Genomic DNA, 25,456 nt, shown 5'->3' with positions numbered 1-25,456 from the left:
ACATGACGGAGGAGATCATTTTCGAGGTGGACGGCGCGATCGCGACGATCACCCTGAACCGCCCGGCCAAGCTGAACGCCGTCACGCCCGAAATGGCCGAGGCCATCGTGGCGGCGGTCGAGGAATGCAACGACAGTGACACGATCCGCTGCGTCATCCTGACGGGTGCCGGCGCGCGCGCGTTCTGTGCGGGCTCCGATATCCGCGAACTGGATACTTACGAGACGCCCTGGCAGTTCCGCAACCGCGAGGACTATTGCGATGCCATTCACGCGCTGCTGAAGCCGACGATCGCCGCCGTCAACGGTTATGCCTTCGGCGGCGGGCTCGAAACGGCCATGGCCTGCGACATTCGCATCGCCTCGTCCAACGCGCAGTTCGCCGCGCCCGAAATCAAGCTCGGCTGGATCGGTGGCGGTGGCATGGCGGCAGGCCTCGCACATTCGATCGGCCCGTCGAATGCGGCATTGATGATCATGACGGGCGATCCCGTCAGCGCCGACAAGGCGCAGCAATGGGGCCTCGTCAGCGATGTGGTGAGTTCCGAGGACCTGCTGCCGCGGGCACGGGCCATCGCGGAAACGATCGCCTCCCGCGCGCCGATCGCGGCGGAAACCGCCAAGCTCAACCTCAAGGCCGCAGCCTCGATGCCACATGAAAAGGCTGTCGAATACGAGCGCGACCTCCAGACGATCTGCTTTGCGACCGCCGACGCCCAGGAAGGCCGCCAGGCCTTCAAGGAGAAGCGCCCGCCGGTCTTCCGGCGGCGATAGGAGCGCGCCATGAATACGGGACTTTCCACGCTCAAGCGTCTCGGGCGCCACCGCGAAGCATCGGTTCTCCTGATGCTTTTCGTAGTCGCCGCCTATCTTTCCTTTGCAAGCGAGTATTTTCTCGCGCCGCGCAATCTTTTGAACATCGGCAGGCAGGCGTCGGTCGTCGCCATCGTGGCGCTCGGCCAGGCGCTGGTCATCATCGGCCGCGGCATCGATCTGTCGGTCGGTTCGGTCATCGGCCTTTCTGCCGTGGTCGCGGCCGTCGTCATCAGGGATACGGGGCTGGAAAGCGTCGGCCTCATCGCGGGTCTTCTCACCGGCCTCGGCTGCGGCATCGTCAACGGCCTGCTCTATACGCGGCTGAAGATCAATCCGTTCATCGCCACGCTCGGCACCCTGTCGGTCGCGCGCGGTATCGCGCTCCTGATGACGGGCGGCATTCCGGTTCCGATGGGCGGCTTTGCCGAATTCGTCGGCGCGGGCCGCATCGCCGGCATCCCGGTCTCCTTCCTGCTGATGATTGTTCTGGCCGTCGTCGTGCATGTCTTTTCCGTGCGCACGGTGCGCGGCCGCGAGATTTACGCGATCGGCGACAATCCGAAGGCGTCGCGCCTCGCAGGCGTCGATCTGAAGGCGACGCGCCTCTTCATTTTCGCCTTCTGCGGCCTACTGGCCGGTCTCGGCGGAATCATCCTGTCCGGCAACCTGGCAAGCGCTGATCCCAATCTCGGCGTCGGCTACGAACTCGACGTTATCGCCGCAGTCATCCTCGGCGGCACGGCGCTCAGCGGCGGTCGGGGCTCGATTGCGGGCGTCGTCATCGGCGCGCTGCTGATGGCGCTGCTCAACAATGCTTTCGTGCTGCTCGGCATTTCCGCCTACTGGCAGGTCGTCACCAAGGGGTTGGTGATCATCTTCGCCGTGGCGTTGGACGGCCTGCAGCGCGGCAGCGAAGACGATTGATCAACCTAGTGGAGGAGATGAACATGATCAGAAAAATCACGAAATTGACGGCTGCGGCCGCATTCGGTGTCGCATCGGTATTTTCCGTGGCGAACGCGGCGGAACCGCCGAAGGGCGGCACGGTCGCCGCCGCCGAAAACACGAAGGGGCCGATCAAGATTGCCTTCCTGTCATTCCAGAACAATCCGTTCTGGACCCCGGTGACCGACGGCGCCAAGGCCGCCAACGACTATCTGAAGGGTTTCAACGCTACGGTCGATTTCGTCGATCTCGGCAACGAGCTTTCGGCCGAAGCGGTCGTCGCCGGTATCGAGGGCGCGCTGGCCAAGCAGTATAACGGCATCGTGGTCGTTCCGATCTTCGACGGCACGGCCCGCATCATCAACGAGGCGACGGAAGCCGGCGTGCCGGTCTTCAACATCGTCGCGGAAGGGGCCGCTCCCTCCGAGCGCCTCGCCTTCATCGGCCAGGATGCGACGTCCGCTGGCGAGCAGATCGGCAAGTTCATCCAGGAAAAGATGAACGGCAAGGGCAAGCTCGGCGTGATCACTGGCTATTTCGGCGCCACTCAGCACACCCAGCGCATGAACGGTGCTGTCGACTATCTGAAGGCCAATGCGCCAGATATCCAGATCGTCGGCCCGTTCGAGAACAAGGACAAGGCGGAAGAGGCCTATTCGCTCGTTCAGGACATGATGACGTCCAATCCCGATCTGTCGATGGTCTATGTCACGGCGGGTGGCCCGTTCGGCGCGGCGAAGGCCGTCAAGGACCTCGGCCTGACCGGCAAGGTTGGTGTCGTCGGCTTCGACCATACGCCTGACAACATGCAGTATCTCAAGACCGGCGAGATGGTCGGACTGCTCGACCAGGCGCCTTACCAGCAGGCTCTGGATGCAAGCGTGCTGCTCTATAACTACCTCGCCGCCGGCACTGAGCCGCCGGCCAAGGTCATCCCCGTCGTCGGTAACCTGCTGACCCCCGCCGATGCCAAGTAACGTCATCGAAAACACGACCGGCGCGCCTCGCGCCGGTCACGGTCAGCCGCTCGTTCGTGCCCGCGCGGTCGCAAAGGCCTTTTCCGGCAATGCGGTGCTGCATTCCGTCGATCTCGATCTCCATCCGGGCGAGGTGGTCGGGTTGCTCGGGGAAAACGGCGCCGGCAAATCGACGCTGATGCATATCCTGTCCGGCGGCCTCACGGCCGATTCCGGCACCTTCGATCTTGCCGGCGAGCCGGTGCGGTTCGGCAATGTCGGCGATGGCATCGCCGCCGGCATCAGCTTCGTCCACCAGGAGCTTTCGGTGGTCGGGGCACTTTCGGTCGCGGAAAATCTGTATCTTGGACGCTTTCCGCGTACACCGCTTGGCTTCGTCGACAAAGCGCTGATGCGCGCCTCGTCCAAGGCCTTGCTCGAAAGGGTCGGCGCCGGGGCACTCGACCCTGAGCAGGAAGCGGGCGGGCTTCGCGCCGGCGAGCAGCAGTTGATCGAGATCGCCAAGGCGGCCGGGCGCCAGCCGCGCCTGCTGATCCTCGACGAGCCGACCTCATCGCTGACGCCGCACGAGGTAGAGAGCTTCTTCTCCTACGTCCGCAATGCGCGGGATGCCGGCACGGCGATCATCTTCATCACGCATCGTCTCGAGGAGGCGCTGGGCCTCTGCGACCGACTGGTGGTTCTGCGCAACGGCGCCATCGTCAGCGAGCGCAGACCGGCAGAGACAAGCCGAGAACAGCTCATTGCCGACATGACCGGAAAGCCGGCGATTTATGATTACAAGCCGCGCGCCATCGATGAGAAGACCGTCGCGCTGTCGCTGAAGAACGTCTCTGATGGCACGCATCTCGAGGACATCAGCCTTGAGGTGCGGCGGGGCGAGGTCCTCGGCCTGTTCGGCCTGGTCGGGGCCGGACGCACCGAACTTCTCGATGTGATTCATGGCGTCAGATCCGTGAAATCAGGGCAGTTGACCCTCAATCAGCAGCACTTTGCGCCTCGTGATCCGAGCGAGGCGGTGAAAAGCGGCGTGGTGCTGGTGCCGGAGGGGCGCAAGACGGCGGGCATCCTCCCGCAACATTCCGTGCGCGACAATGCGGCCATTTCTAGCCTGCGGCGTTTCGCCGGTCGGTTCCTCTCCGATCGCAGCGGGGAGGCGGACCGCATGGCGGCCTTCACCAAAAGCCTCGGCATTCGCATGGCGAGCGACACGCAACCGATCTCCACGCTGTCGGGCGGCAACCAGCAGAAGGTCATTTTCGCTCGCGCGCTCATGGCCGAACCGCAGCTGCTGCTTCTCGACGAGCCGACCCATGGCGTGGACGTGGGAGCGAAGGCTGATCTGTACACCATCATCGCGCAGGCTGCCGAACGGGGCCTGACCGTGCTCATGGCCTCGTCCGAGGTACCGGAAATCCTTGCCCTCTGCGACCGCGTGGCGGTGCTGTCGAAGGGCCGGCTTGCCGGTATTCTCGAGCGGGCGGAAATGAGCGAAGACCGAATATTGACATTGGCTTTCAGGGAGCATTGATCGTCGTGACCGATACTATTTCAAGCTTTGCAACAGGATGTTTCGTCGGCCGGGTCTGGTCGCCGGAGGCCGAAGGGCCGGTCCTCGTGACGATCCGCGACGGCCGCGTCTACGATATCACGGCGAAGGCCTGCGCTACGGTGCGTGATCTTCTGGAGCTGGAGGCACCGGCGGATTTTGTCCGCAACGCGCAAGGCCGCGAACTCGGGCCGCTGGAAAACCTGCTGTCGCACAGCGAGCCGAGCCGCTCCCAGCTTCACCTGCTGGCGCCGATCGATTTTCAGGCGATCAAGGCCAGCGGCGTCACCTTCGCCCGTTCGATGATCGAGCGGGTTATCGAAGAACGCGCGGCGGGCAATCCCGAGCGCGCTGCAAACATCCGGGAAAAGGTGTCGCAGATCATCGGCGCCAGCCTTCGCGACCTGAAGGCAGGATCGGAAGACGCTCAGCGGGTGAAGTCCGCGCTGATCGAGGAAGGCCTGTGGTCGCAATATCTCGAAGTCGGCATCGGCCCTGACGCCGAGATCTTCACGAAATCGCAGATCATGTCTTCCGTCGGGACGGGTGCCGCCGTCGGCCTGCATCCGATTTCGAAGTGGAACAATCCCGAACCGGAAATCGTGCTTGCAGTCGATAGCGAAGGCCGCGTCAAGGGTGCGACGCTCGGCAATGACGTGAACCTGCGCGATGTGGAAGGGCGTTCGGCCCTGCTGCTCGGCAAGGCCAAGGACAACAACGCCTCCTGCTCGATCGGCCCGTTCATCCGCCTGTTCGACGAAACCTATACGATCGACGACGTGCGCAATGCGGAACTGGACCTGCGCGTCGAAGGCAAGGACGGCTTCGTGCTGCGCGGCAAAAGTTCGATGAAGGAAATCAGCCGCGACCCCCTCGATCTCGTCGCCCAGACGCGCGGCGCGCATCACCAATATCCGGATGGCTTCGTGCTGTTTCTCGGCACGCTCTTTGCGCCCGTCGAGGACCGTGATGCGCCGGGCCAGGGATTTACTCACAAGATCGGCGACGTCGTGACAATTTCCAACGAGAAGCTCGGTGCTCTCGTCAACACAGTGAAGCTGTCCAACGAATGCCCGCCCTGGACTTTCGGCGCGTCCCATCTCATGCGCAACCTTGCCGCGCGCAAGCTGATCTAGACGGAGATCTATCATGACGATGCACCAGAACCTGATTGCCGGCGAATGGGTCGGCTCGGACGCAATTCGCAACATCAACCCGTCGAATACCGACGACGTGGTGGGCGAATATGCCCGCGCTTCGGTCGAAGACACCAAGGCGGCAATCGCGGCGGCGAAGGCGGCTTTCGCGGCCTGGTCGCGCTCCGGCATCCTCGAACGCCATGCGATCCTGCGCAAGACCGCCGACGAGATTCTCGCCCGCAAGGACGAACTCGGCCGCCTGCTGTCGCGCGAAGAGGGCAAGACGCTGGCCGAAGGCATCGGCGAGACGGTGCGCGCCGGCCAGATCTTCGATTTCTTCGCAGGTGAGTGCCTGCGCCTTGCCGGCGAAGTGCTGCCCTCGGTGCGCCCGAACATCGGCGTCGAGATCACCCGCGAACCGGTCGGCGTCGTCGGCATCATCACGCCGTGGAATTTCCCGATCGCCATCCCCGCCTGGAAGATCGCGCCGGCGCTGTGTTACGGCAATACCGTCGTCTTCAAGCCGGCCGAACTCGTACCCGGCTGTTCCTGGGCGATCGTCGATATCCTCGTGCGCGCCGGCCTGCCGAAGGGGGTGCTGAACCTCGTCATGGGCAAGGGCTCTGTCGTCGGCCAGACCATGCTCGACAGTCCCGACGTGCAGGCCATCACGTTTACCGGCTCGACCGGAACGGGCAAACGCGTCGCACTTGCCTCCGTCGAACATAACCGCAAATACCAGCTCGAAATGGGGGGCAAGAACCCCTTCGTCGTGCTCGACGATGCGGACCTCACCGTCGCCGTGGAAGCCGCTGTGAACTCGGCCTTCTTCTCCACCGGCCAGCGCTGCACGGCCTCCTCGCGCGTCATCGTGACGGAAGGCATCCACGACAAGTTCGTCGCTGCCGTCGGTGAGCGCCTGAAGAGCGTCGTCGTCGATGATGCGCTGAAGGCCGGCACGCATATCGGTCCGGTGGTCGATGAAACCCAACTGAAGCAGGACACGGACTATATCGAGATAGGCAGACAAGAGGGTGCAAAACTCGCCTTCGGTGGTGAGTTGCTGAAGCGCGACACGCCCGGCTTCTATCTGGCGCCCGCGCTCTTCACCGAGGCGACGAACGACATGCGCATCTCGCGGGAAGAGATTTTCGGCCCGGTCGCCGCGGTCATCCGCGTCAAGGACTACGAGGAGGCGCTGGCCGTCGCCAACGACACGCCGTTCGGTCTGTCCTCCGGCATTGCCACCACGAGCCTCAAGCACGCGACGCATTTCAAGCGCAATGCCGAGGCCGGCATGGTCATGGTCAACCTGCCGACGGCGGGCGTTGATTTCCATGTGCCTTTCGGCGGCCGCAAGGGCTCGTCGCATGGCTCGCGCGAGCAGGGCCGCTACGCCAACGAATTCTACACAACCGTCAAGACCGCCTACACCCTGGCGTGAGACAAAGGCTGTCCGGCTTTTCCGGGTAGTGGTGAGTATACTTTTAACAAGGTGAGCAGATTGCCTCCCGATTCGGAATTATGCATTAGCATGGGATATCGGGTCGATGGTTCGGCTCCTTTCAAGAGTTTTGCAATTCTTGAATCCTTGCTTATCACACCAAGTCGACAGGTCCAGTTTGGCCAGGCCGTCGCCATTCTCGTGAAAAGGCCGGGCAAAATCACCCGGCCGGTTTCTTAGTAAGTGGTTATTGGCGGAGATCGTACTCCCAATTCTGCAGTGCCGTACGCACCCGCTTGTCAGAATGGGAAGGGGATCACACCGTCGGCGGGTTCAGGCGCGCAAAGCCTTGCTGGAGGTGATAGGGGAAGTACGGGTAGGCGGCGGTCTTCCGGCTGGCCTTGTCGAGCTGCGCTGTCTGGTCCGGGGTCAACGACCAGCCCATGGCACCCAGGTTCTGACGTAGCTGCTCTTCGTTGCGGGCGCCAATGATGACGCTTGAGACCGTCGGGCGCTGCAGCAGCCAGTTGATGGCGATTTGTGGGATCGTCTTGCCGGTTTCACCCACCAGTTCGTCAAGCACATCGACGATGTCGTAGAGCTTTTCGTCATCGACCGGCGGACCGAACGAGGCCGTATCATGCAGGCGGCTTCCGTTCGGCCAGGCTTGGCCACGTCTGATCTTTCCGGTGAGGCGCCCCCATCCGAGCGGACTCCAGACGAGCGCGCCGACGCCCTGATCGAGCCCAAGCGGCATCAATTCCCATTCATAATCGCGCCCCACCAGCGAATAATAGACCTGATGAGCGACATAGCGCGGATAGCCGCCTTTCTCTGCCGCTGCCAGCGACTTCATCAGTTGCCAGCCGGCGAAATTGGAAACGCCGACATACCGGATTTTTCCACCGCTCACCAACGTGTCGAGTGTCGACAACACCTCTTCGACGGGTGTGAAGGCATCGAAGGCGTGCAGTTGCATCAGGTCTATGTAATCGGTACCCAACCGGCGCAGCGCATCGTCAACGCCCTTGATCAGGCGCGAACGCGAGGACCCGGCATCGTTCGGGCCGTCGCCCATGGGCAGCGCCATTTTGGTGGAGATCAGAACGTCGCTGCGCCGTCCCTTGATCGCCGCGCCGAGCACTTCTTCGGAAGCCCCGTCCGAATAGACATCTGCCGTGTCGAAAAGATTGACGCCCGCCTCCATGCAGATGTCGATAAGCCGGCGTGCCTCGGTGTCGTTGCTGTTGCCCCACGCGCTGAAAAGCGGCCCTTTGCCACCGAACGTCCCGGCGCCGAAAGACAGCGCGGGAACGTTCAACCCGGACGATCCAAGCCGTCTGTATTCCATTGTTCGAACTCCTTTGTGCGAGCATGTCTGCGTTGGCAAATCGAAGGTGGTGTCTTGGGGATTTGATAGATAGACCATTTGCAGGAACATCATTTGTGAGCTGAAGTCACATGGCGCGACAACATATCAATCGCTCCGGCGAAATGGCCGTCTTTGTCAGGGCTGTCGAACTCGGCGGCTTCTCAGCAGCTGCTCGCGAATGCGGCATGACGCCATCGGCGGTGAGCAAGCTGGTGCAGAGGCTCGAAGAGAGGCTTGGCGTTCGGCTGATCAACCGGTCGACGCGTCAATTGCAGTTGACGCCGGAGGGATGCGCATTTCACGAGCGCGCGGCCAGCATCCTCGCCGATATCGATGATGCGGAGAGGCAGGCAGCGGCCGGCGACACCCCTGCCGGCCGCGTTCGCCTCAACGCCAGCGCTTCCTTTGCTACGCATGTGCTGATGCCGCTTCTGCCGGACCTTCTGGGTTCGTTTCCGGAACTCGCCGTCGACATTATCCAGACCGACGCTGTCGTCGACCTGATGGCCGAGCGCGTCGATATCGCGATCCGCGCTGGTCCGCTGAAGTCGTCGACGCTGATCGCGCGCAAGCTCGGCAGTACGTCGATGACCATCGTCGGGGCGCCGTCCTATCTCGAATGCCAAGGCAAGCCGGAAAGCTTGGACGACCTCAGAACCCACAACCGCCTGAGCCTGAACTATGCCAGGGCTGTGGATGGATGGCCGGTGATAGAGAACGGTTTGACCATCCAGCTGCCGCCAAGCGAAAGGGTGCGAGTGAGCGACGGGGAGGGGCTGCGCCGGCTGGCGCTAGCAGGTGTCGGATTGGCGCGGATGGCGACGTTCACGGTCCGCGACGATATCGCTGCCGGGCGGCTGGTGCCAGTTGCCGAGCACCTCAACCCAGGAGATCGCGAGACCTTCCATGCGGTGTTTCAGGGCCAGGGCGGTACGCTTCCGTCCCGGGTGAGGGTGATGCTTGACTTCCTGGCGGCGCGGGCGCGACTTTCCGACTGAGGCGGATGCTCAACTGAGCCAACAAAGGATCAGTGGTTCTGATCCCTTTAAGACCGCCGACGTTGCCCCATCAAACGGCCCCCCGAATGGCAAGTTCAGCCAGTTGGACTTACCCAGTCTATCGGGTGAGCCAGACAACAAGTGCCACGGAGCTAAAGGTCCAGATTGCGAGCCCTATCGACACTGTAAAGCCAATCGCATTCAATGTACAAAACCGGGTTGAAGACGGACTCGACATGGCAGATTTGGAGAAGCGGATGAGCGCGCCTAGTGGAATCGAAGTCGGCGGCGTCGATTCAAACTATGCCTGGTTACGGCTGGTGCTCACACTCATTCTTGGCACTGTTGCGTGCGTCGGCAATTGGTCGATCGTGGTGGTGCTGCCGACCCTCCAACTCGAGTTCGACACGTTGCGCGGCGGCGCCTCGCTGCCTTATACCTACACCATGCTGGGCTTCGCCTTCGGTGGGGTGGCGATGGGACGCCTCGCGGATCGGGTCGGCATTGTCGCACCGGTGCTGATTGGCGCTTTTCTGCTCTGCATCGGCTATATCGCCGCCGCCTTCACAAGCAACATTTGGCAGTTCGCCGCGATTTCCGCGGTGATCGGCCTCGGCTCCGCTGCTGGATTCTCGCCGTTGATTTCCGATCTGTCCCACTGGTTCCGCAAGCGGCGCGCACTTGCCGTCACTTTCGCCGCCTCGGGTAGCTATCTCTCCGGCGCGGTATGGCCGCTGATCATCGAGCATTTTGTAACGGCGCAGGGCTGGCGGGCCACCCATGTCGGCATCGGCCTGTTCGTCCCTTTGGTGATGGTGCCGATCGGACTTCTGCTGAAGCGGCGCCTGCAGACTGCGGCTTATGCCGAGGCTGATGCGGCGACCGAAGCGGCGCGCGAGGAACTCGGCCTCAAGCCCAATGTGCTGCAAGGCATTCTCGTCGTCGCGGGGTTTGCGTGCTGCATGGCGATGTCGATGCCGCAGGTCCACATCGTGGCCTATTGCGGCGATCTCGGGTACGGCGTCGCCGTAGGCACGCAGATCGTGTCGCTGATGCTCGGCCTTGGCGTCGTCAGCCGTCTCGCTTCCGGCGTGGTCGCGGACCGGATCGGGGCCGGCCCGATGCTGATCCTCGGCTCCTCCATGCAGGCGGCAGCACTGCTGCTTTATCTGTTCTTCAACAGCCAAGCCTCGCTCTATGTGATCTCCGGCTTGTTCGGGCTGTTCCAGGGCGGCATAGTGCCGATGTATGCTGTGATCATCCGCCAGTTCCTGCCGCCACGTGAAGCCGGCATCCGCATCAGCCTGGTGCTGATGGCGACGGTGCTCGGCATGGCATGCGGGGGCCTTGCTGCCGGCTACATCTTCGACGCGACCGGGTCTTACCGCCTGGCGTTCCTGCATGGTTTCCTGTGGAACGTCGTGAACCTTGTTCTGGTGAGCTGGCTGATCCTCTGGCCGAAGTTACGTCAGCCCAGGCAGGTTGCGATCGCGCGATGAACGCTTGCAAGGTTCAGACGTTCCAGATGGCCTTACACCTGAAACGTCACGCCGATGTCTGGCGTGACGTCGCGAGAAACCCGGCGATGAAATCGACAGTGTCGTCGCCATCTCTTAATCCGAGATGGATGCTTTTCTGGATACCGCTCTGACCAATCCGGACGGGGCAGACACCGAGCGCCGCTGCTTCTCGGCGCACTAGCCAGCTGGGAATGGCGCTGACCCCGCGCCCTGCCGCCACGAGCTGGAGCATCATTTCCGTCGTCTCGACATTGCGGTGATGTCGCGGCCGGCAATTGGCGGGCACCAGAAATTGCGTGAACACGTCCAGTCGCTCCGGCGGTACCGGATAGGTGAATAGTGTCTCATTCAGCAGATCCGTAGGATCGGCATGGCGTTTCAGCGTCAGGAGATGATCGGCCGGAACGGCAAGCACCAGCTCATAGTCGAACACTGGAACATAATGAATGCCGGACGTCTCGATCGGATCCGGCGTGATCAGGATATCGATCTCGTACCCCGTCAACGCCGCCACACCGCCGAAAGCAAATGATGTCTTCAGTTCCAGGCCCACATCCGGCCATTCCATGAGATAGGGCTTTGTGACCCCCATAAGCCACTGGTGGCATGGGTGGCATTCCATGCCAATCTTGAGCGAGCCTCGCTGGCCATGGCGATAATCCGACAGGACATCCTCGGCCCTTTCAATCTGGGGCAGAACGCGCTGTGCTAGTGTCACGATGTAGCGGCCAGCCTCTGTGAGACGAAGGTTGCGGCCGTCCTTTTCCCACATCGCCACGCCGTAGCGCTCTTCCAACTTGCGGATCGTATGGCTAAGAGCCGACTGGGAGACGTTCAGCCGCTCAGCCGCAGCCGTTAGGCTGCCCAAACGGTCGACTTCACGCAAGATCGATAGATGTTGCCTGTCCAGCACGGTTATGCCCGCCCGTGATTAAAGGTAAGCGATTCCGCTGTGGCGCTATCGCGAACAGGAACCGGCCGGTGGTCTTTATCGACCGCCACCATGGTGAAACATCCTGTGGCCGTAACATGCCTCTCGCCGGTCAGGAGGTTTTCGGACCAAAGTTTCGTCTCGATGGACATGGAGCTGCGTCCCACGCGCTCGACGCGCGCTTCCGCCTCGACAATTTCACCGATCTTGATTGCTCGTGCGAAATCGATGCGCTCTGATGAGGCGAGGACGACCAGCTTGCCGGAGTAGCGCGACGCTGCAACGAATGCGGCTTTGGTCATGTAGGCGATCGCCTCGCCCCCGAACATCCGGCCGACGCTGTTTGCCTGATCCGGAAAGACGATGTCGACCATGAAAACGGTGTCCGTGGCGTTCAGAGTTTCCGCTGCCGCGAGCTCGGGCAATGTATAGTTCGCCGCGTGGCCGCTCTCCGGTATCGCGACCATATGGAAGATGCCGCGCGTACAGGTGTGTCGCTGGCGACCGACTATGGTCTCCGCCGCCATCTCGACCTCGACCGTCAAGGAGCGCCGTCCAGCCTTGACCGGTCTGGCCGTGAACTCAACGATGTGCCCGATCCGTGCGGGTTGCCTGAAATCGATCCGCTCGCAAGAGGCGGTCACGAAGGGCGCCCGCCCGAACCGGGTTGCCGCTATGAAGGCTACGCGATCCATGAGAGCAAGTCCGGCTCCGCCGAACAGAGTGCCGTGATGGTTGGTATCTCCGGGAAAGACGATATCGATAAGACTGGTTGCGGAGCCGTGCTCGACAGGCTTTTCTATGGTCGCGATCTCTGTCATCTGCACTGCCATCAGGTTGCGGCCGGGCAGCGGCATGACGCAGAGACGACGGCACGGGAGTGCTTATCGCGAAAGCGGCACTCCGGGACACCCCGCCCGTGGACGTTATCTATCGCGGCAGGTCTCCTGGCTTGCGGGTCATTGCTTTCGTCCGTCTTCCCGAGGTATGCCTCAGTGACATGGATGGACGTTCGCTAGCCGCTTACAGTTGCGGGGGCAGCCTCGGCTTCAGGCTTTGATCAAAGCCCTCACCGAATTCCCTCTTAGCTCCGGACTTTCATCCGCAGAACCACGATGACGAACCAATGTCTCATGTCGCCAGAGCGGTCAAGGCGTCTATCACGGAGGCATGGCGGATGTGGAAGGTGCCCCCGCGCCTATGTCCCGTCGGTTTTGCGTGCTGAACGGGCATTCGAGTACCTCGATGTCTGAAGGCGGCTCGTGAGATACCGTCATCTCCGCATTTTTTGTCTCTGGCTTCGGCCTCAAATCATGAGCACGGCTCATGCTTCCGTGAGATAATACCATTTTTTCTCGATCGATCCCTCAGGCATAAACCGCACACCACTCGTATGTCTGGGCGGTGTGAACGCTGCCGACTGGGAATATAGAAAGTAATGTCCGGTGTACCCTGAAGTTTACGTAAATAGTCTTAGGTTTTTTCTCGGGAAACAGGGCGCGTCGTCGTGATGAATAGCGATTTCGATTTTAATATTAAGGTAGTTCAATTAGACGAGGAATATCACCCCTCAGAAAATACGCGCATTACGACCAATTTTGCTAATTTGGCTAGAGGGGAGAGCCGCCGAGAGAACCTGCACAATGCGCTGACGATGATTGACAACCGTTTCAACGCTCTGGCGCATTGGGATAACCCCAAAGGTGATCGTTACTCTGTCGAGCTCGAAATCATTTCCGTCGAGATGAGCATTGGCGCCGGAGGCTATAGTGATGCCTTTCCGCTCATTGAAATATTGAAAACAACTGTTGTTGATCGCAAAACGAACGAACGTATTGACGGCATCGTGGGCAATAATTTCTCCTCTTATGTGCGCGACTACGACTTCAGCGTGTTGTTGCCAGAGCATAACAAAAATCGACCCGGGTTCAGCACGCCGGATAATTTTGGCGATCTGCATGGAAACTTGTTCAAGTGCTTCCTGAATTCAAATGCTTACAAAGAGCATTTCAACAAGCCGCCAGTCATATGCCTAAGCGCATCAAGCAGCAAAACCTATCATCGGACGGACAATCAGCATCCCGTATTGGGCGTCGAATACAAACAGAATACGCTCTCCTCGACCGACCAATATTTCGGGAAAATGGGATTGCAAGTTCGCTTTTTCATGCCGGCGAATAGCGTTGCCCCTTTGGCTTTTTATTTTCTCGGCGATCTGCTCGATGACTACACCAATCTTGAGCTTATCAGCACCATCAGCACGATGGAGACTTTTCAGAAGATCTATCGACCCGAGATTTACAACGCCAATTCCGCGGCGGGTGCCTGCTATCAGCCAGATCTGAAGCACCAGGATTACTCGTTGACCCGGATTGTCTACGATCGAGAAGAACGGAGTCGGCTGGCGATTGAGCAGGGGAAGTTCGCCGAGAAGCACTTCATCAAACCGTACAGGACCATTCTTGAGCAATGGTCTGCCAATCACGTCCTCTGACGAACTGGAAACACAAGGTCGCCTATCATGAAAACACTGTTGCCCACGTCAACCGCCGGCAGCCTGCCCAAACCCTCGTGGCTTGCAGAGCCTGAGAAGCTTTGGTCGCCTTGGAAGCTGCAAGACGAGGAACTGATTGAGGGCAAACAGGACGCCTTGCGTTTGTCGTTGGATGATCAGCGACAGGCAGGCATCGATATCGTCAGCGATGGCGAGCAAACGCGCCAACATTTCGTTACGACGTTTATCGAACACCTCGACGGGGTTGATTTTGAGAAACGTGAGACCGTCAGAATTCGCAATCGCTATGATGCGAGTGTCCCCACGGTCGTGGGCGCCGTGTCTCGCCAGAAGCCGGTTTTCGTCGAAGACGCCAAATTTCTACGTCAGCAGACGAAGCAGCCCATCAAATGGGCTCTGCCGGGTCCCATGACGATGATCGATACGCTCTTTGATAGTCACTATAAGAGCCGTGAAAAGCTGGCCTGGGAATTTGCCAAGATCCTTAATGAGGAAGCGAGGGAGCTGGAGGCTGCCGGCGTCGATATCATCCAGTTCGACGAGCCCGCATTCAACGTCTTCTTTGATGATGTGAATGACTGGGGCGTCGCCACATTGGAGAAAGCAATCGAGGGCCTCAAATGCGAGACCGCTGTCCATATCTGCTATGGATACGGCATCAAGGCCAATACGTATTGGAAAAAGACCCTGGGGTCCGAGTGGCGGCAATATGAGGAATCTTTCCCCAAGCTACAGAAATCCAGCATCGGTATGATCTCCCTGGAATGCCACAACTCTCATGTTCCGATGGATCTCATGGAGCTTGTTCGAGGCAAGAAGGTGATGGTCGGGGCCATCGACGTGGCAAGCAATACCATTGAAACCCCAGAGGAAGTGGCCGCGACCCTACGAAAGGCGCTTCAGTTTGTCGATGCGGACAAACTTTGCCCTTGCACGAACTGCGGAATGGCGCCCCTGTCTCGCCGTGTAGCAAGAGGCAAGCTGAATGCTCTGGCAGCAGGCGCAGAAATCGTCCGAAAAGAACTCTCGGCCTAGTGCTGGCTGAGCAGCAGGGGGCCGACATGAACATGGTGAAGCACGGCTTCGACATCGTGGATAAAGCCACGTTTCGCAACGGCATGTCTCGCCTCGGCTCGGCGGTCAACGTCGTCACCACCAGGCACAGCGGGAAGCGCTACGGCTTTACGGCCTCAGCAGTCTGCAGCGTCAGCGACACGCCGGCAACACTTCTCGTCTGCATCAACCGTTCGAGCTCGTGTTTTTATGCCTTTGAGAACACGCGCCACTTCTGTGTCAACACGCTGATGCCAGGCCATGAGGACATTTCGAATGTCTTTGGCGGAAAGACACCGACGGAGGATCGATTTACGCTTGGCGAGTGGAGAGAAGGCTTAACGGGTGTTCCAATCCTGGCCAACGCCTCTGTCAGCTTCGAATGCGAGCTCACCAATGAAGTTGACGAGGCAACCCATCGCATTCTCCTCGGGCGCGTAATCGACGTTCGTGAGAATGAAGAACAGGCAACGTTGCTTTATTGCATGCGTCGCTATCTCAACGGTTAGGCCACCACAGCGGTCTTCTTTCAGGCGGGGTCGGCATACGACGCGCTCTCCTAGACGCAAAACGGCGCAAGCCGTCAACATTATGGTGCGCAGATACGTCGCGCTGTGAGAAGAGCGTCCATTCCTCTTGGTGCCGGCATTCCACCGCGCTGCCGCAATGCGAGCGAAAATGACCGAAACAGAACGAGCTGATGCAGGCAAGCTTCCGGCATCCATCGAAATCCTGCCGAAGCAGATACTGACGGTCGGCGATCTTGGCGCCTTCCTGCCGCGCGGCACTCGCGTCTATCTCACCGACATCGGCACGGTCGAAACGGATGGAGAAATGCTGACGGCGGCACGGCGCCTGCGGGAAGTGGGATGCGTACCGGTCCCGCATCTCGCGGCGCGCCGGATTTTCTCGCAGGGGGCGCTCGAATTCCGCGTCGGCCAGCTGGCCGAGGGGGCAGGCGTGACGGATGTGCTCGTGATCGGTGGCGGCGTCAGTCCGCCAACCGGGCCGTTCGCCTCTTCGATGGACCTGCTGGAGACCGGTGTTCTCGACCGATACGGGATCACCGATCTCGCGGTCGCCGGACATCCCGAGGGAAGCCTGGACTTTTCCGAGGCGACCGCGCTGGAGGCATTGCGCAACAAGCAGGCCTTCGCCGAGCGGACCGGCGCACGGCTGCGCATTGTCACGCAGTTCGGGTTCGATGCGCAAAAGGCGCTTGCCTGGGCGGAAAGCCTTTTCAATGTCGGGTTGGACATGCCAATACACATGGGTGTTGCCGGACCGGCGAAGATAACCACGCTCATCAAATACGGAACGCTGTGCGGTGTCGGCAATTCGCTTTCGATGTTGACACGTCATGGCGGCTGCCTGTTGTCGCTCGCGACCGGCTATGCGCCGGACATCTTTGTCGCGCCATTCGAAGAGCACCGCAAAAACGCAACGCCGGCGGTGATCGCCCAGATTCATGTGTTCCCGTTCGGCGGTGTCGACAAGGCGGCCGCGTGGCTGCGCAAGCGCGGTTCCTGGTAGGTTCCCCGGGACAATAGGGTTGGTGCGGAACGTTGCCCCTTGTCGGCGTGCGCCTTAGCTCTGACTCAGAACTGATTTTGTTGGCGTACGTAGGACTCGGTACCCCGTTGACGGGTGTAAAGCAGGCGAGCCGGCCGTTCGTATACCTTCAAGTCGTGACATGCCTCAGGGGCGATTTCGGAATATGGCCGAGCGAGTGGCCCTGCCATGATCGTACTACACCCGCAGCAGCGTCTTGATCGCCCGCCGTTCGTCCATGGCGCGGTAACCTTCGGCGACGTCTTCCAGCGGTAGTTCGAGATCGAAGACCTTGCCGGGGTTGATCTTGCGGCTCATCACCAGATCGATCAGGTCGGGAAGGAAGCGGCGCACCGGGGCGGGGCCGCCGAGCAGGTTCTTCTGGGCGAAGAACAATTGCTGGCCGTCGAGCGTGACGCCATGCGGTACGCCGACAAAGCCGATCGAGCCGCCGGGGCGGGCCGACGCGAGCGCCTGCGCCATCGATTCCTGCGTGCCGACGCATTCCAGCACCGATTCCGCGCCCACGCCGTCCGTCAGGTCCTTGATGCGGGCGACGCCGTCGTCACCCCGTTCGGAGACGATATGTGTCGCGCCGAACTCGAGCGCGAGGTCCTGCCGGCTCTTGTGGCGGCTCATCGCGATGATCGTTTCCGCACCCATCTGCTTTGCGGCCAGGACGCCCATCAGCCCGACCGCGCCGTCCCCGACGACGACGGCCGTGCCGCCGACGCGCACGCGGGCGGCGTCGGCCGCATACCAGCCCGTGCCGAGCACGTCGGAGACGGCGAGCAGGCTCGGGATCAGGTCGTCATCGGGCATCTGGAGCGTGGCGACCAGCGTGCCATCGGCGAGCGGCACACGAAGGAGAGGCGCCTGCGCACGGCTCATGAACTCGCGGTTCTCGCAAGAGGAGGGGAAGCCGAAGCGGCAATGCGGGCAGGTATTGTCCGAGCAGCAGAAGGAGCCGATGACGAACTGGCCGGGCTTGATGGTCGTGACCGCGCTGCCGACTTCCACCACCACGCCGCAATATTCATGGCCCATATGCATGGGCTCGTTCAGCGGCTGGAGGCCACGATAGGGCCAGAGATCCGAGCCGCAGATGCAAGTGGCCGAAAGTTTCAGGATTGCATCGGTCGGGTGGAGAATTTCCGGTTCCGCCACCTCTTCGCAACGGATGTCGCCGGGGCTGTAAAGCACTGTTCCAAGCATGGGATGTTCCTTTGTTCTCTGTTTCCGGTTGCTTCAAACGCCGTACTCGGCGTTCGTGACATGCTCCATCCAGTCGACGACCTTGCCGTTCTTGACCTCCTGAAGCGCGATATGGCTCATGGCGACATCCGGAGATGCGCCGTGCCAGTGTTTTTCGCCCGGCGCGAACCAGACGACGTCGCCGGGGCGGATGTCCTCGATGGGGCCGCCCTCGTGCTGTACCCGGCCGAGGCCCGAGACGACGATCAGCGTCTGCCCGAGCGGGTGCGTATGCCAGGCGGTGCGTGCGCCCGGCTCGAAGGTGACCTGGGCGCCCTGAACCCGCTCGGCATCGAATGGGTTGAACAGCGGGTCGATGCGCACGGTGCCGGTGAACCAGGCGTCCGGGCCTTTTGCGGATGGGCGCGAGCCAGCGCGTAGAATGTCCATGGGCGGTCTCCTGTCTGTTAGCGAATGCGGTCGATGTGCAGCGGGAATTGTCCGCACGTCAGCAGAGGGTCTAGGCGGCCGTCGATGCGGCCGAGCCGGATCAGCCCGCGTGACCAGCGGTATCCGGCATAGAAGAAGGCAAGGTTGCCCCAGGGCGCATAATAGCAGAGATCGCCCGGCTTCTCGTTTCCGAATGGGCCGCTGCCCTCCTCGGTAAGCTTGCGCGGCAGATAGCTGATCTTTTCGTTGTTCGCGTAGTTGTCGATCGTGAGATCGTGGAGCGGCAGCATCGATGTGAAGTCGCGCGCCGATGGATTGTCTTCCAGCGTCGCGGTCATCGTCCGGCCGTTGAACGTGATGCGGATTCTCATGGGTCCGGCTCCCTGTGCATGGGCGAAGCTGAAGGGCGCGGCTGCGGCAGTGAGGAGGATGGCCTGAAGCGCTGCCCTTCGGGTGATGAGTGACGAAGTCATGGCTCAAGCCTTTCCGGGATCGATCGCGGCGGCCGCTGCCGCAAGCGCCGAGCCCAGCAGAAGGACTGCGCCGAGGGCGAAGGCGCTCCACCATCCAAACGCATCGAACAGCAGGCCGCCCACGGCGGCGCCCAATGTGATGGCCAGCTGGATGACGGCGACCTGCAAACCGCCGCCCGCCTCGGCATCGTCGCGCAGCGCGCGGCTGAGCCGGGTGCCCCCGCCGACTGGTGCGGCCGTGCCGAAGAAACCCCAGCCGATCAAAAGAGCGGTGACGGCCGACTGCACGGAGCCGAACAGGATCAGAGCGCGCGCCAGCAGCGCCATCACGAGCGGAATGGCGATGACGATGCTGTAAAGCCGCGCCTGCAACAGATGACCGATGGCCCAGGTACCGGCAACGCCCGCAAGTCCCATCAGGAGGAGGATTGCCGAAAGCATCGAGATGCCGACGCCGGTCACGGTTTCGAGAAAGGGCCTGAGATAGGTGAAGAGGGCGAACTGGCCCATGAACAGCAGGAACATCGCCGCCATGCCGAGCGCGACCTGTCGGCGCCTGAGCAGCCGGAACACATTGCCCGTCCCCTTGCGCCCGCGCGGCGGCAGCGACGGCAGCGACGGCATGCTGGTCCCTTGCCAAACGAGCGCAAGCAGCGCCAGCTGCACGACGAGGAGGAAGGCGCCGCGCCAGCCGACGTGATCACCAAGCAGGCTGGCGAGCGGCGCGGAAACGGTCGCGGCGATGGCGTTGCCGGCATTGATCATCGCCAATGCCTTCGGCACGGCCTCTTCCGGCACCAGCCGCATGACGATGGCCGTCGACATCGACCAGAAGCCGCCGATGGCGACGCCGAGCAGGGCGCGGCCGATCATCAGCACCGCATAGGTGGGCGCGAATGTCACGATCAGCCCGGAGACGACAAGCAGCAGCGAGAACGAGAGGCTGGCGATGAGGAGGCTGGTGACGACTGCGAAGATGCCGGAGACCGAGATCGCCTGCCCGGCCTGCCCCTCGGTGATGCCAAGGTCGCCGGCGATCGGTGTCAGCAGGCTGACGGGCATGAATTCGGACGCGATGAGCACGGCGACGCAGAGCGCCATCGAGAAGACCGCGCCCCATGCGGCCTGCGGTTTCACCAGGCGATCGTCGTAGGGAATGTCCATGCGGCCTGCTTTCCTCAGAAGACCTGGCCGGTGCGTCATGCGCCAGCCGTTTCGCCGTGAGAGATAGCAGGGCGCGATTGCGAGGATTAGCCGCTTTAATTCGCTTGAACTTATCGACTCGAGCCATAAATAGAATTAGGTATGCACCTCCTTCCGGAGTGGGCGATGCGTGAAAACTTCAATGACCTGCTTTGGTTCCTGGTCGTCGCCGAGGAGCGCAGCTTCACGAGGGCCGCGGCCAAGATCGGCATTACCCAATCGACCTTGAGCCACACGATCAAGCGGCTGGAAACGCGGATGGGGCTGCGGCTTCTGGCGCGCACAACGCGTAGCGTCTCCACGACGGAGGCCGGCGAACGCTTGCGCCAGTCACTTGGCCCCCGCATCGCCGAGATCGAAACCGATATCGCGGCGCTGACCGCCTATCGCGACAAGCCGTCCGGCACGGTGCGCATCACCCTATCCGATCACGCGCTCGACTATCTGGTCTGGCCGAAGCTGCGGCCGGTTCTCGCTGATTATCCGGACATCAAGCTTGAGTTCAGCCGGGACAACGGTTTTCGCAACATCGTCGAGGACGGGTTCGATGCCGGTATCAGGCTCGGCGAGACGGTCGAGAAGGATATGATCGCCGTGCGCATCGGCCCCGACTGGCGGCTGGTCGCGGTCGGCACGCCGGGATATTTTGCGGCGAGAGGAATTCCGCAAACGCCCCAAGACCTGGTGAACCACAACTGCATCTGCCTGCGCCTGACGACCGCCGGCGGGCTCTACGCCTGGGAGTTCCAGCGAGACGGACGGGATATCCGCATGCGTGTCGACGGCCAGCTGACCTTCAATTCGACGCTGCCGATGGTCGAAGCGGCGCTTGCCGGCTACGGCGTCGCTTACGTGCCGGAAGACATCGTGGCGGACCACATTGCTGCCGGCCGGCTGCAGGTCGTTCTCGATGAATGGTCCCCGCCGTTTTCCGGCTACTACCTCTACTATCCCAGCCGCCGGCAAAACGCGCCCGCCTTCAAGGTCATCCTGGACGCCCTTCGGCAGAGTGCAGTGTGAAGAGAACGCACCGCGCTAATTGTGAAGCTGACCTTAAAGACCCATCCCGATACTGCCATCTAATCCGATAATGCGATCGGCTTTATCGTCCTTTCTACCGAAACGGATGAAAAGGACGGTCATTTGCATTCCCCAAGTCGGATTACGTGGAGGCTTTACGCTGTCGCCACGCTTATCGCCTTCGCCGGCTCTCTTGTCGGCTGGCGGGTCCACGCGGAGCCCAACCGCGTCGAGTTTTCCGACCTGGACGCGCTGGTTCACTACACGACCGTCCGGCGCGGCGATGTGATGGAGCACATAATGACCACGCCGGCGGCGATGGAGGCCGTCAGGAACGGCCAGCCGATCCCAGATGGCACGCATTTCGTGCTGGTCGATCATCGCGACGGCAAGCTCTACCGCTACTTCGTCATGCAGAGGGGCGAGGGCTTTGGCGCCGAATATGATGAAAGCCGCCGTACTGGCGACTGGCAGTTCCAGTGGTTCTGGCCGGATAGGTCGATCAATAGGGACGAGAATACGGCGCGCTGTCAGTCCTGCCATAGCGGCCAGCAGGACAGCGACTACCTCTATACGGCCTATCGCATCCCCCGTTTCGATGGCGCGCCGGTCGAATGAACGGGAGATCCGACGCTTGAGCCCCGTTTTCCTCACGCGACTGGTCTTCGACCTTGTCGCCGCCGGCCTGCTGCTCTTCGCGTTCTCTTACTGGTGGCTCGGCAATGTCGCCCATGAACTGGCCGGGACGGCCATGTTCCTGCTGGTCATCCTGCACAACGTCTTCAATCGCCGCTGGTACGGCACCATCCCAAAGACCCGGCGCGAGGCGCGCAGCCTGATCAACATTGCGGTGACGCTTGCGCTGCTCGTCGCGATGCTGGCTCTGCTGGTGACGAGCGTGCTCATTTCCAATGCGCTGTCCGGCATCCTCTCGGCCTTCGGCGGCTTCACGGTGCGGCAGATCCATACGCTCGCGGCCTATTGGGTGCTGGTAATTGTCGCTGTCCATCTCGGCCTGCGCTGGCCGATGCTCATCGGCGTGGCGCGCAAGCTGACAGGCCTTTCCCAGCCGAACGCCACTCGCACGCTCGCGCTGCGGGCGACCGCGATTCTCATCGCGATCCATGGCGTCTGGAGTTCGTTCGCGCTGGCCATCGGCACGAAGCTCTCCATGCAGGTGACACTCGATTGGTGGAATTTCGAAGAGTCCGTCGCGGGCTTCTTCTTTCACTGCCTTGCTGTCATCGGCCTCTACATCTGCCTGACCTACTGCGCCCTGCAATGGCTCCAGGCGAGGAAGCACAGGTCAGCCGCGATAACGCAGAACGCCCACCAGTAGGACCAGTGCCGGCGATTGCTGTCGGCGGCTTGGATAGTAGAGATGATAGCCGGGGAAGGCGGGGCACCAATCCTCCAGAACCCGCACCAGCCGGCCTTCGGCGATATGCTTGAGTGTCTGGTCTTCGGGCAGGTAGGCAAGCCGAGGCCGTCGAGCGCCGAGGTCAGCCGCATGCTGAGGCTGTTGAAGACGAGCTGGCCTTCGCCCCGCACCTTCACCTCGCGCCCCTCCTTTTCCAGTCCCCAGGCAAAAAGGCCCCCGTAGGTAGGGAGCCGGGAATTGATGCAGTTATGCGCGGCCAGATCCTCCGGCCTGCGGGGTAGGGGATGCTGTTCGAAGTAGCCGGGGGAGGCGACCACCGCCATCCGCAGATGTGGCCCGATTGGCACGGCGATCATGTCCTTGGCGACCTGCTCCCCCATGCGCACGCCGGCGTCATAGCCCTCGGCAACGATGTCCGTCAGGGCATAATCGACGATGATCTCGACATTGATATCCGGATAGAGCGGCAGAAAGCGTTTGAGCGCTGGCTGCAGGACCGAGATCGCCGCGTGCTCCCCGGCCGTGATGCGCACGGTACCGGCCGGCTTGTCGCGAAGTTCGCTCAAGGCCGCCAGCTCTGCCTCTATTTCCTCGAAACGCGGTGCGATCGTGCGCAGCAAGCGCTCGCCCGCTTCCGTCGGAGCGACGCTCCTTGTCGTGCGTGCAAGAAGTCGCAGGCCGAGACGCCCTTCGAGATTGCGGATGGTCTGGCTCAGCGCCGATGGTGAAACGCGCAGCTTCGCGGCGGCGCGCGTAAAGCTCTTCTCTCTTGCAACGATTGCGAATGCGGCGAGGTCATTGAAATTTTCCATGCGCTATTTGTTAGCTCAGCTAAAAGGCTCATGCGCATTATACCGTCTAATTGTGGTCTGCGGCAGGCGCTAAATTCGAAATCATTCGAATTTGGACGCTGGAAAGGACACGCAGACATGACGAACGAAGGCATTCCGACGATTGGCCGCCGCCGCTTTCTCGGCGCAGCGGGCGGTCTTGCGACCGTACCCATTCTGGCTGCCGCCGGTTCACAGGCATCGGCGCAGACCGGCGGCGTGAACGGCTCCATGGCAACCTCGCTGGACGGTCGCCGGAAGCTCGGGACGCTGGAGGTGTCGAGCGTCGGCCTCGGCGTCCAGAACATGCACCGCACCTACCAGACGACCATCCCGTCGCGGCCGGAGATGATCGCCATCATCCACACGGCCCATGAACACGGCGTGACCTTTTTCGATACCGCAGAGGCCTATGGTCCGCATGAATGCGAGCGCATCCTCGGCGAAGCCATCGCGCCGTTCCGCGACACGGTCGTGATCACCTCGAAATTCGGCTGGAACATCGATCTGGAGACCGGCGAGCGCAAGCCCGGCCTCATCAGCCGCCCGGACCACATCAAGCTGGCGGTCGAGGGCATGCTGAAGCGCCTGCGCACCGACCGCATCGACCTTCTCTATCAGCACCGTGTCGATCCCGAGGTTCCGATCGAGGACGTGGCGGGCGTCGTCAAGGATCTGATGGACCAGGTGTGATTAAGCGTTGAGGTTTGACCCCTATCGGCGGAAAAGAATGACCCCGGTCTGGGTAGATTAACATGCTGATCAATTGGTGGTTTCTTCGGTTTGGCTGGGGTCAGACTTCGGCGCCGATGGTGGGGTTAAACGCCACGCTGGAACACACCTTTCACTCCAGACCACCTCGAACCGCCCCGAACGTCCTCTTCCGACCATAGGCTCTCGACTGTGGCCATCCACGGTGAATCTTTACCCCGTCTCTTCCGAATTTCCTCCAGCCAGCCGGCCCGTGGTACAAATTTCACGGGGCCAATACTGAACGAGGGGCAGTCTTGCCCAGTGAAGAGCCAGACGGGCACTTAGTGTACGATCTGCTTGCCCGAGGCTCGGGCACTCTCAAATATGCGCTTTCGCAATATCTTCCAATGCTTGTTCCGGTCCGGCTCGCCGACTAGTTCGTTGAGGCAGAACCAAAGGCCTCCGAAACGATCATACGCATACGATCCCGGCTAACAGCGACCTTGAGATCGCTCGCGTTGTGTGTGAGGGTGTCGGCGAGTTCGGCGAGAGCGTTCATCGCGGCGTCTGTCGTTGGATAGCTTCCCTTGTCGCCGGGGATATACGGGCCAAGCGGTTGGTATGCGCCACTGCTTCGGGTTTTGGACTGCGGGCTATTAGGGTCCTGACATGCGAGCGTTTCATCGAGAATGATTCCAACCAACTGGTGACTAGTTGACATTCAACCCCCTATTCAGGCTATGCCAGTGTCGGGCTAAGGTCGACACTTGTTAAGAGATTTGGTAAACAACTGAAATTATTCGCGATTTATGGGAGTTTCCGGTCGGAAACTTAGGCGCAGCCCGATATGGTTGTTCGGTTTTAACAGGTCAGGATAACGCCCCATCCATCCATAGGACTATCCCGACCCAAGGTAACTTCGTGCCACATTAACTGCTACCGCATTCTTTCGACCGCGAAAGCATCGGAGCTTCCAGAGGCGCAAGAATGACGCAATGGTCAACCGGAGATTTCGTCAAGGCCGTTCGAAATCGAGACAATGCGAAGGCGATGGCAGAACTCGCCGCGCTCGCACCGCAAGCCGGACCGACACCGTCGCTTTAGTGATCGAGACGCTCAGAGGAAAAATATCCGACGAACAAGTAGAAAGTCTAGAAGCGCTGCTTGACACCATTAACACCTTTGAGGACGGTTATGATCGCATCCTCTGCATGCTTCGAAAGGCAAGCTGCCCCCGAGCGGCAACTTTCAACCTGTCTTTGCTTCGCGAGTTACCAGTTTGAACAGGTGCGCGGCGCGGTTGCCTCGCGGTTGAGTGATAACAAAGGTAATCCTCCCGCGCACTAATCGGGTTCAAAAGTAGAATTTTCTCGGCAATATGCATGAGGAGATTTTGATGAAGA

Annotated in this window: 22 protein-coding genes, 2 pseudogenes and 1 riboswitch; of the genes and pseudogenes, 16 read left to right on the top strand and 8 right to left on the bottom strand. The window is 61.0% G+C overall.

Annotated features, from left to right (window positions below):
* Positions 1–2 precede the first annotated feature (2 nt).
* The 6 genes from AC1RT2_RS30910 to AC1RT2_RS30885 are packed head-to-tail and all read left to right on the top strand — an operon-like array spanning position 3 to position 6,869.
* Positions 3–773 carry an enoyl-CoA hydratase/isomerase family protein gene (locus AC1RT2_RS30910; RefSeq protein WP_493108194.1) on the top strand — a complete coding sequence of 257 codons (771 nt, stop codon included), beginning with the start codon at positions 3–5 and terminating at the stop codon, positions 771–773.
* Positions 774–782: 9 nt separating this feature from the next.
* The gene (locus tag AC1RT2_RS30905) at positions 783–1,739 is read left to right on the top strand and encodes an ABC transporter permease (RefSeq protein WP_069061946.1); all 957 of its coding nucleotides are present in this window, start codon (positions 783–785) and stop codon (positions 1,737–1,739) included.
* A 23-nt stretch (positions 1,740–1,762) separates the two neighbouring features.
* Complete coding sequence (locus AC1RT2_RS30900) at positions 1,763–2,737, top strand: sugar ABC transporter substrate-binding protein (protein ID WP_069063620.1); 975 nt, start codon at positions 1,763–1,765, stop codon at positions 2,735–2,737.
* Positions 2,727–4,268, top strand: a complete 1,542-nt coding sequence (locus AC1RT2_RS30895) for a sugar ABC transporter ATP-binding protein (RefSeq protein ID WP_493108191.1) — start codon at positions 2,727–2,729, stop codon at positions 4,266–4,268. Before AC1RT2_RS30900 ends, AC1RT2_RS30895 begins: the two co-directional genes overlap by 11 nt.
* A gap of 5 nt (positions 4,269–4,273) precedes the next feature.
* The gene (locus AC1RT2_RS30890) at positions 4,274–5,422 is read left to right on the top strand and encodes a fumarylacetoacetate hydrolase family protein (RefSeq protein WP_069063618.1); all 1,149 of its coding nucleotides are present in this window, start codon (positions 4,274–4,276) and stop codon (positions 5,420–5,422) included.
* Between the two features lie 13 nt (positions 5,423–5,435).
* A complete protein-coding gene (locus tag AC1RT2_RS30885) occupies positions 5,436–6,869 on the top strand; it encodes an aldehyde dehydrogenase family protein (RefSeq protein WP_493108188.1) in 1,434 nt (477 codons plus the stop codon).
* A 316-nt stretch (positions 6,870–7,185) separates the two neighbouring features.
* On the opposite strand, the gene AC1RT2_RS30880 is transcribed toward AC1RT2_RS30885, so the two are convergent.
* Positions 7,186–8,220 (bottom strand): aldo/keto reductase, encoded by a 1,035-nt coding sequence (locus AC1RT2_RS30880; protein ID WP_493108222.1) that lies wholly within the window; start codon positions 8,218–8,220, stop codon positions 7,186–7,188.
* A gap of 110 nt (positions 8,221–8,330) precedes the next feature.
* Here AC1RT2_RS30880 and AC1RT2_RS30875 point away from each other — a divergent pair, with 110 nt between their 5' ends.
* Together AC1RT2_RS30875 and AC1RT2_RS30870 are read left to right on the top strand one after the other, a co-directional pair.
* Positions 8,331–9,239: a LysR family transcriptional regulator gene (locus AC1RT2_RS30875; protein WP_493108186.1), complete on the top strand. Its 909-nt coding sequence runs from the start codon at positions 8,331–8,333 to the stop codon at positions 9,237–9,239.
* Between the two features lie 236 nt (positions 9,240–9,475).
* On the top strand, positions 9,476–10,738 hold the full coding sequence (locus AC1RT2_RS30870) for an MFS transporter (protein ID WP_493108184.1): 1,263 nt from the start codon (positions 9,476–9,478) through the stop codon (positions 10,736–10,738).
* A 46-nt stretch (positions 10,739–10,784) separates the two neighbouring features.
* Here the strand turns inward: AC1RT2_RS30870 and AC1RT2_RS30865 are convergent, their stop codons facing one another.
* Both AC1RT2_RS30865 and AC1RT2_RS30860 read right to left on the bottom strand, forming a co-directional pair.
* Positions 10,785–11,672: a LysR family transcriptional regulator gene (locus AC1RT2_RS30865; protein WP_493108182.1), complete on the bottom strand. Its 888-nt coding sequence runs from the start codon at positions 11,670–11,672 to the stop codon at positions 10,785–10,787.
* 2 nt (positions 11,673–11,674) lie between these two features.
* Positions 11,675–12,547 carry an acyl-CoA thioesterase gene (locus tag AC1RT2_RS30860; protein WP_493108180.1) on the bottom strand — a complete coding sequence of 291 codons (873 nt, stop codon included), beginning with the start codon at positions 12,545–12,547 and terminating at the stop codon, positions 11,675–11,677.
* Between the two features lie 63 nt (positions 12,548–12,610).
* Positions 12,611–12,820: riboswitch (cobalamin riboswitch) on the bottom strand.
* 380 nt (positions 12,821–13,200) lie between these two features.
* On the opposite strand from AC1RT2_RS30860, the gene AC1RT2_RS30855 reads away from it, so the two are divergent.
* The 4 genes from AC1RT2_RS30855 (at position 13,201) to AC1RT2_RS30840 (ending at position 16,791) form a co-directional block, all read left to right on the top strand.
* Complete coding sequence (locus tag AC1RT2_RS30855; RefSeq protein WP_493108178.1) at positions 13,201–14,184, top strand: DUF1852 domain-containing protein; 984 nt, start codon at positions 13,201–13,203, stop codon at positions 14,182–14,184.
* A 27-nt stretch (positions 14,185–14,211) separates the two neighbouring features.
* Positions 14,212–15,240 carry a methionine synthase gene (locus AC1RT2_RS30850; RefSeq protein ID WP_493108177.1) on the top strand — a complete coding sequence of 343 codons (1,029 nt, stop codon included), beginning with the start codon at positions 14,212–14,214 and terminating at the stop codon, positions 15,238–15,240.
* 26 nt (positions 15,241–15,266) lie between these two features.
* Entirely contained in the window at positions 15,267–15,767 is a 501-nt protein-coding gene (locus AC1RT2_RS30845; RefSeq protein ID WP_493108175.1) for a flavin reductase, read from the top strand.
* Positions 15,768–15,936: 169 nt separating this feature from the next.
* Positions 15,937–16,791, top strand: a complete 855-nt coding sequence (locus AC1RT2_RS30840; RefSeq protein ID WP_493108173.1) for a methylenetetrahydrofolate reductase — start codon at positions 15,937–15,939, stop codon at positions 16,789–16,791.
* Between the two features lie 216 nt (positions 16,792–17,007).
* Here AC1RT2_RS30840 and AC1RT2_RS30835 read toward each other — a convergent pair whose 3' ends face one another.
* Genes AC1RT2_RS30835 through AC1RT2_RS30820 form a run of 4 tightly spaced genes read right to left on the bottom strand, consistent with a single transcriptional unit; the run spans position 17,008 to position 20,090 of the window.
* Entirely contained in the window at positions 17,008–18,024 is a 1,017-nt protein-coding gene (locus tag AC1RT2_RS30835; RefSeq protein WP_493108171.1) for a zinc-dependent alcohol dehydrogenase family protein, read from the bottom strand.
* Positions 18,025–18,057: 33 nt separating this feature from the next.
* Positions 18,058–18,453 (bottom strand): (R)-mandelonitrile lyase, encoded by a 396-nt coding sequence (locus AC1RT2_RS30830; RefSeq protein ID WP_493108169.1) that lies wholly within the window; start codon positions 18,451–18,453, stop codon positions 18,058–18,060.
* A gap of 17 nt (positions 18,454–18,470) precedes the next feature.
* Entirely contained in the window at positions 18,471–18,926 is a 456-nt protein-coding gene (locus tag AC1RT2_RS30825) for a cyclophilin-like fold protein (protein WP_493108167.1), read from the bottom strand.
* 3 nt (positions 18,927–18,929) lie between these two features.
* Complete coding sequence (locus AC1RT2_RS30820) at positions 18,930–20,090, bottom strand: MFS transporter (RefSeq protein WP_493108165.1); 1,161 nt, start codon at positions 20,088–20,090, stop codon at positions 18,930–18,932.
* A 165-nt stretch (positions 20,091–20,255) separates the two neighbouring features.
* Between AC1RT2_RS30820 and AC1RT2_RS30815 the strand changes: the two genes are divergently transcribed.
* The 3 genes from AC1RT2_RS30815 to AC1RT2_RS30805 all read left to right on the top strand — a co-directional run bounded on the left by AC1RT2_RS30815 (position 20,256) and on the right by AC1RT2_RS30805 (position 22,488).
* Complete coding sequence (locus AC1RT2_RS30815; RefSeq protein ID WP_493108163.1) at positions 20,256–21,149, top strand: LysR family transcriptional regulator; 894 nt, start codon at positions 20,256–20,258, stop codon at positions 21,147–21,149.
* A 141-nt stretch (positions 21,150–21,290) separates the two neighbouring features.
* Positions 21,291–21,767: a cytochrome P460 family protein gene (locus AC1RT2_RS30810; protein WP_493108220.1), complete on the top strand. Its 477-nt coding sequence runs from the start codon at positions 21,291–21,293 to the stop codon at positions 21,765–21,767.
* A gap of 16 nt (positions 21,768–21,783) precedes the next feature.
* Entirely contained in the window at positions 21,784–22,488 is a 705-nt protein-coding gene (locus tag AC1RT2_RS30805; RefSeq protein WP_493108161.1) for a DUF4405 domain-containing protein, read from the top strand.
* Here the strand turns inward: AC1RT2_RS30805 and AC1RT2_RS30800 are convergent.
* Positions 22,456–23,342 (bottom strand): annotated as a pseudogene (locus AC1RT2_RS30800) (LysR family transcriptional regulator). The gene AC1RT2_RS30805 and the pseudogene AC1RT2_RS30800 sit on opposite strands and share 33 nt — an antisense overlap.
* A gap of 117 nt (positions 23,343–23,459) precedes the next feature.
* Here AC1RT2_RS30800 and AC1RT2_RS30795 point away from each other — a divergent pair.
* Positions 23,460–24,047, top strand: a pseudogene (locus AC1RT2_RS30795) (aldo/keto reductase); the annotation flags it as partial.
* Positions 24,048–25,456 lie beyond the last annotated feature (1,409 nt).

It is taken from the genome of Shinella sp. GW821-FHT11G07, from assembly GCF_058808115.1.
Note: the sequence above shows the minus strand (reverse complement) of the source record. Positions and strands in the feature narration are given on the sequence as shown.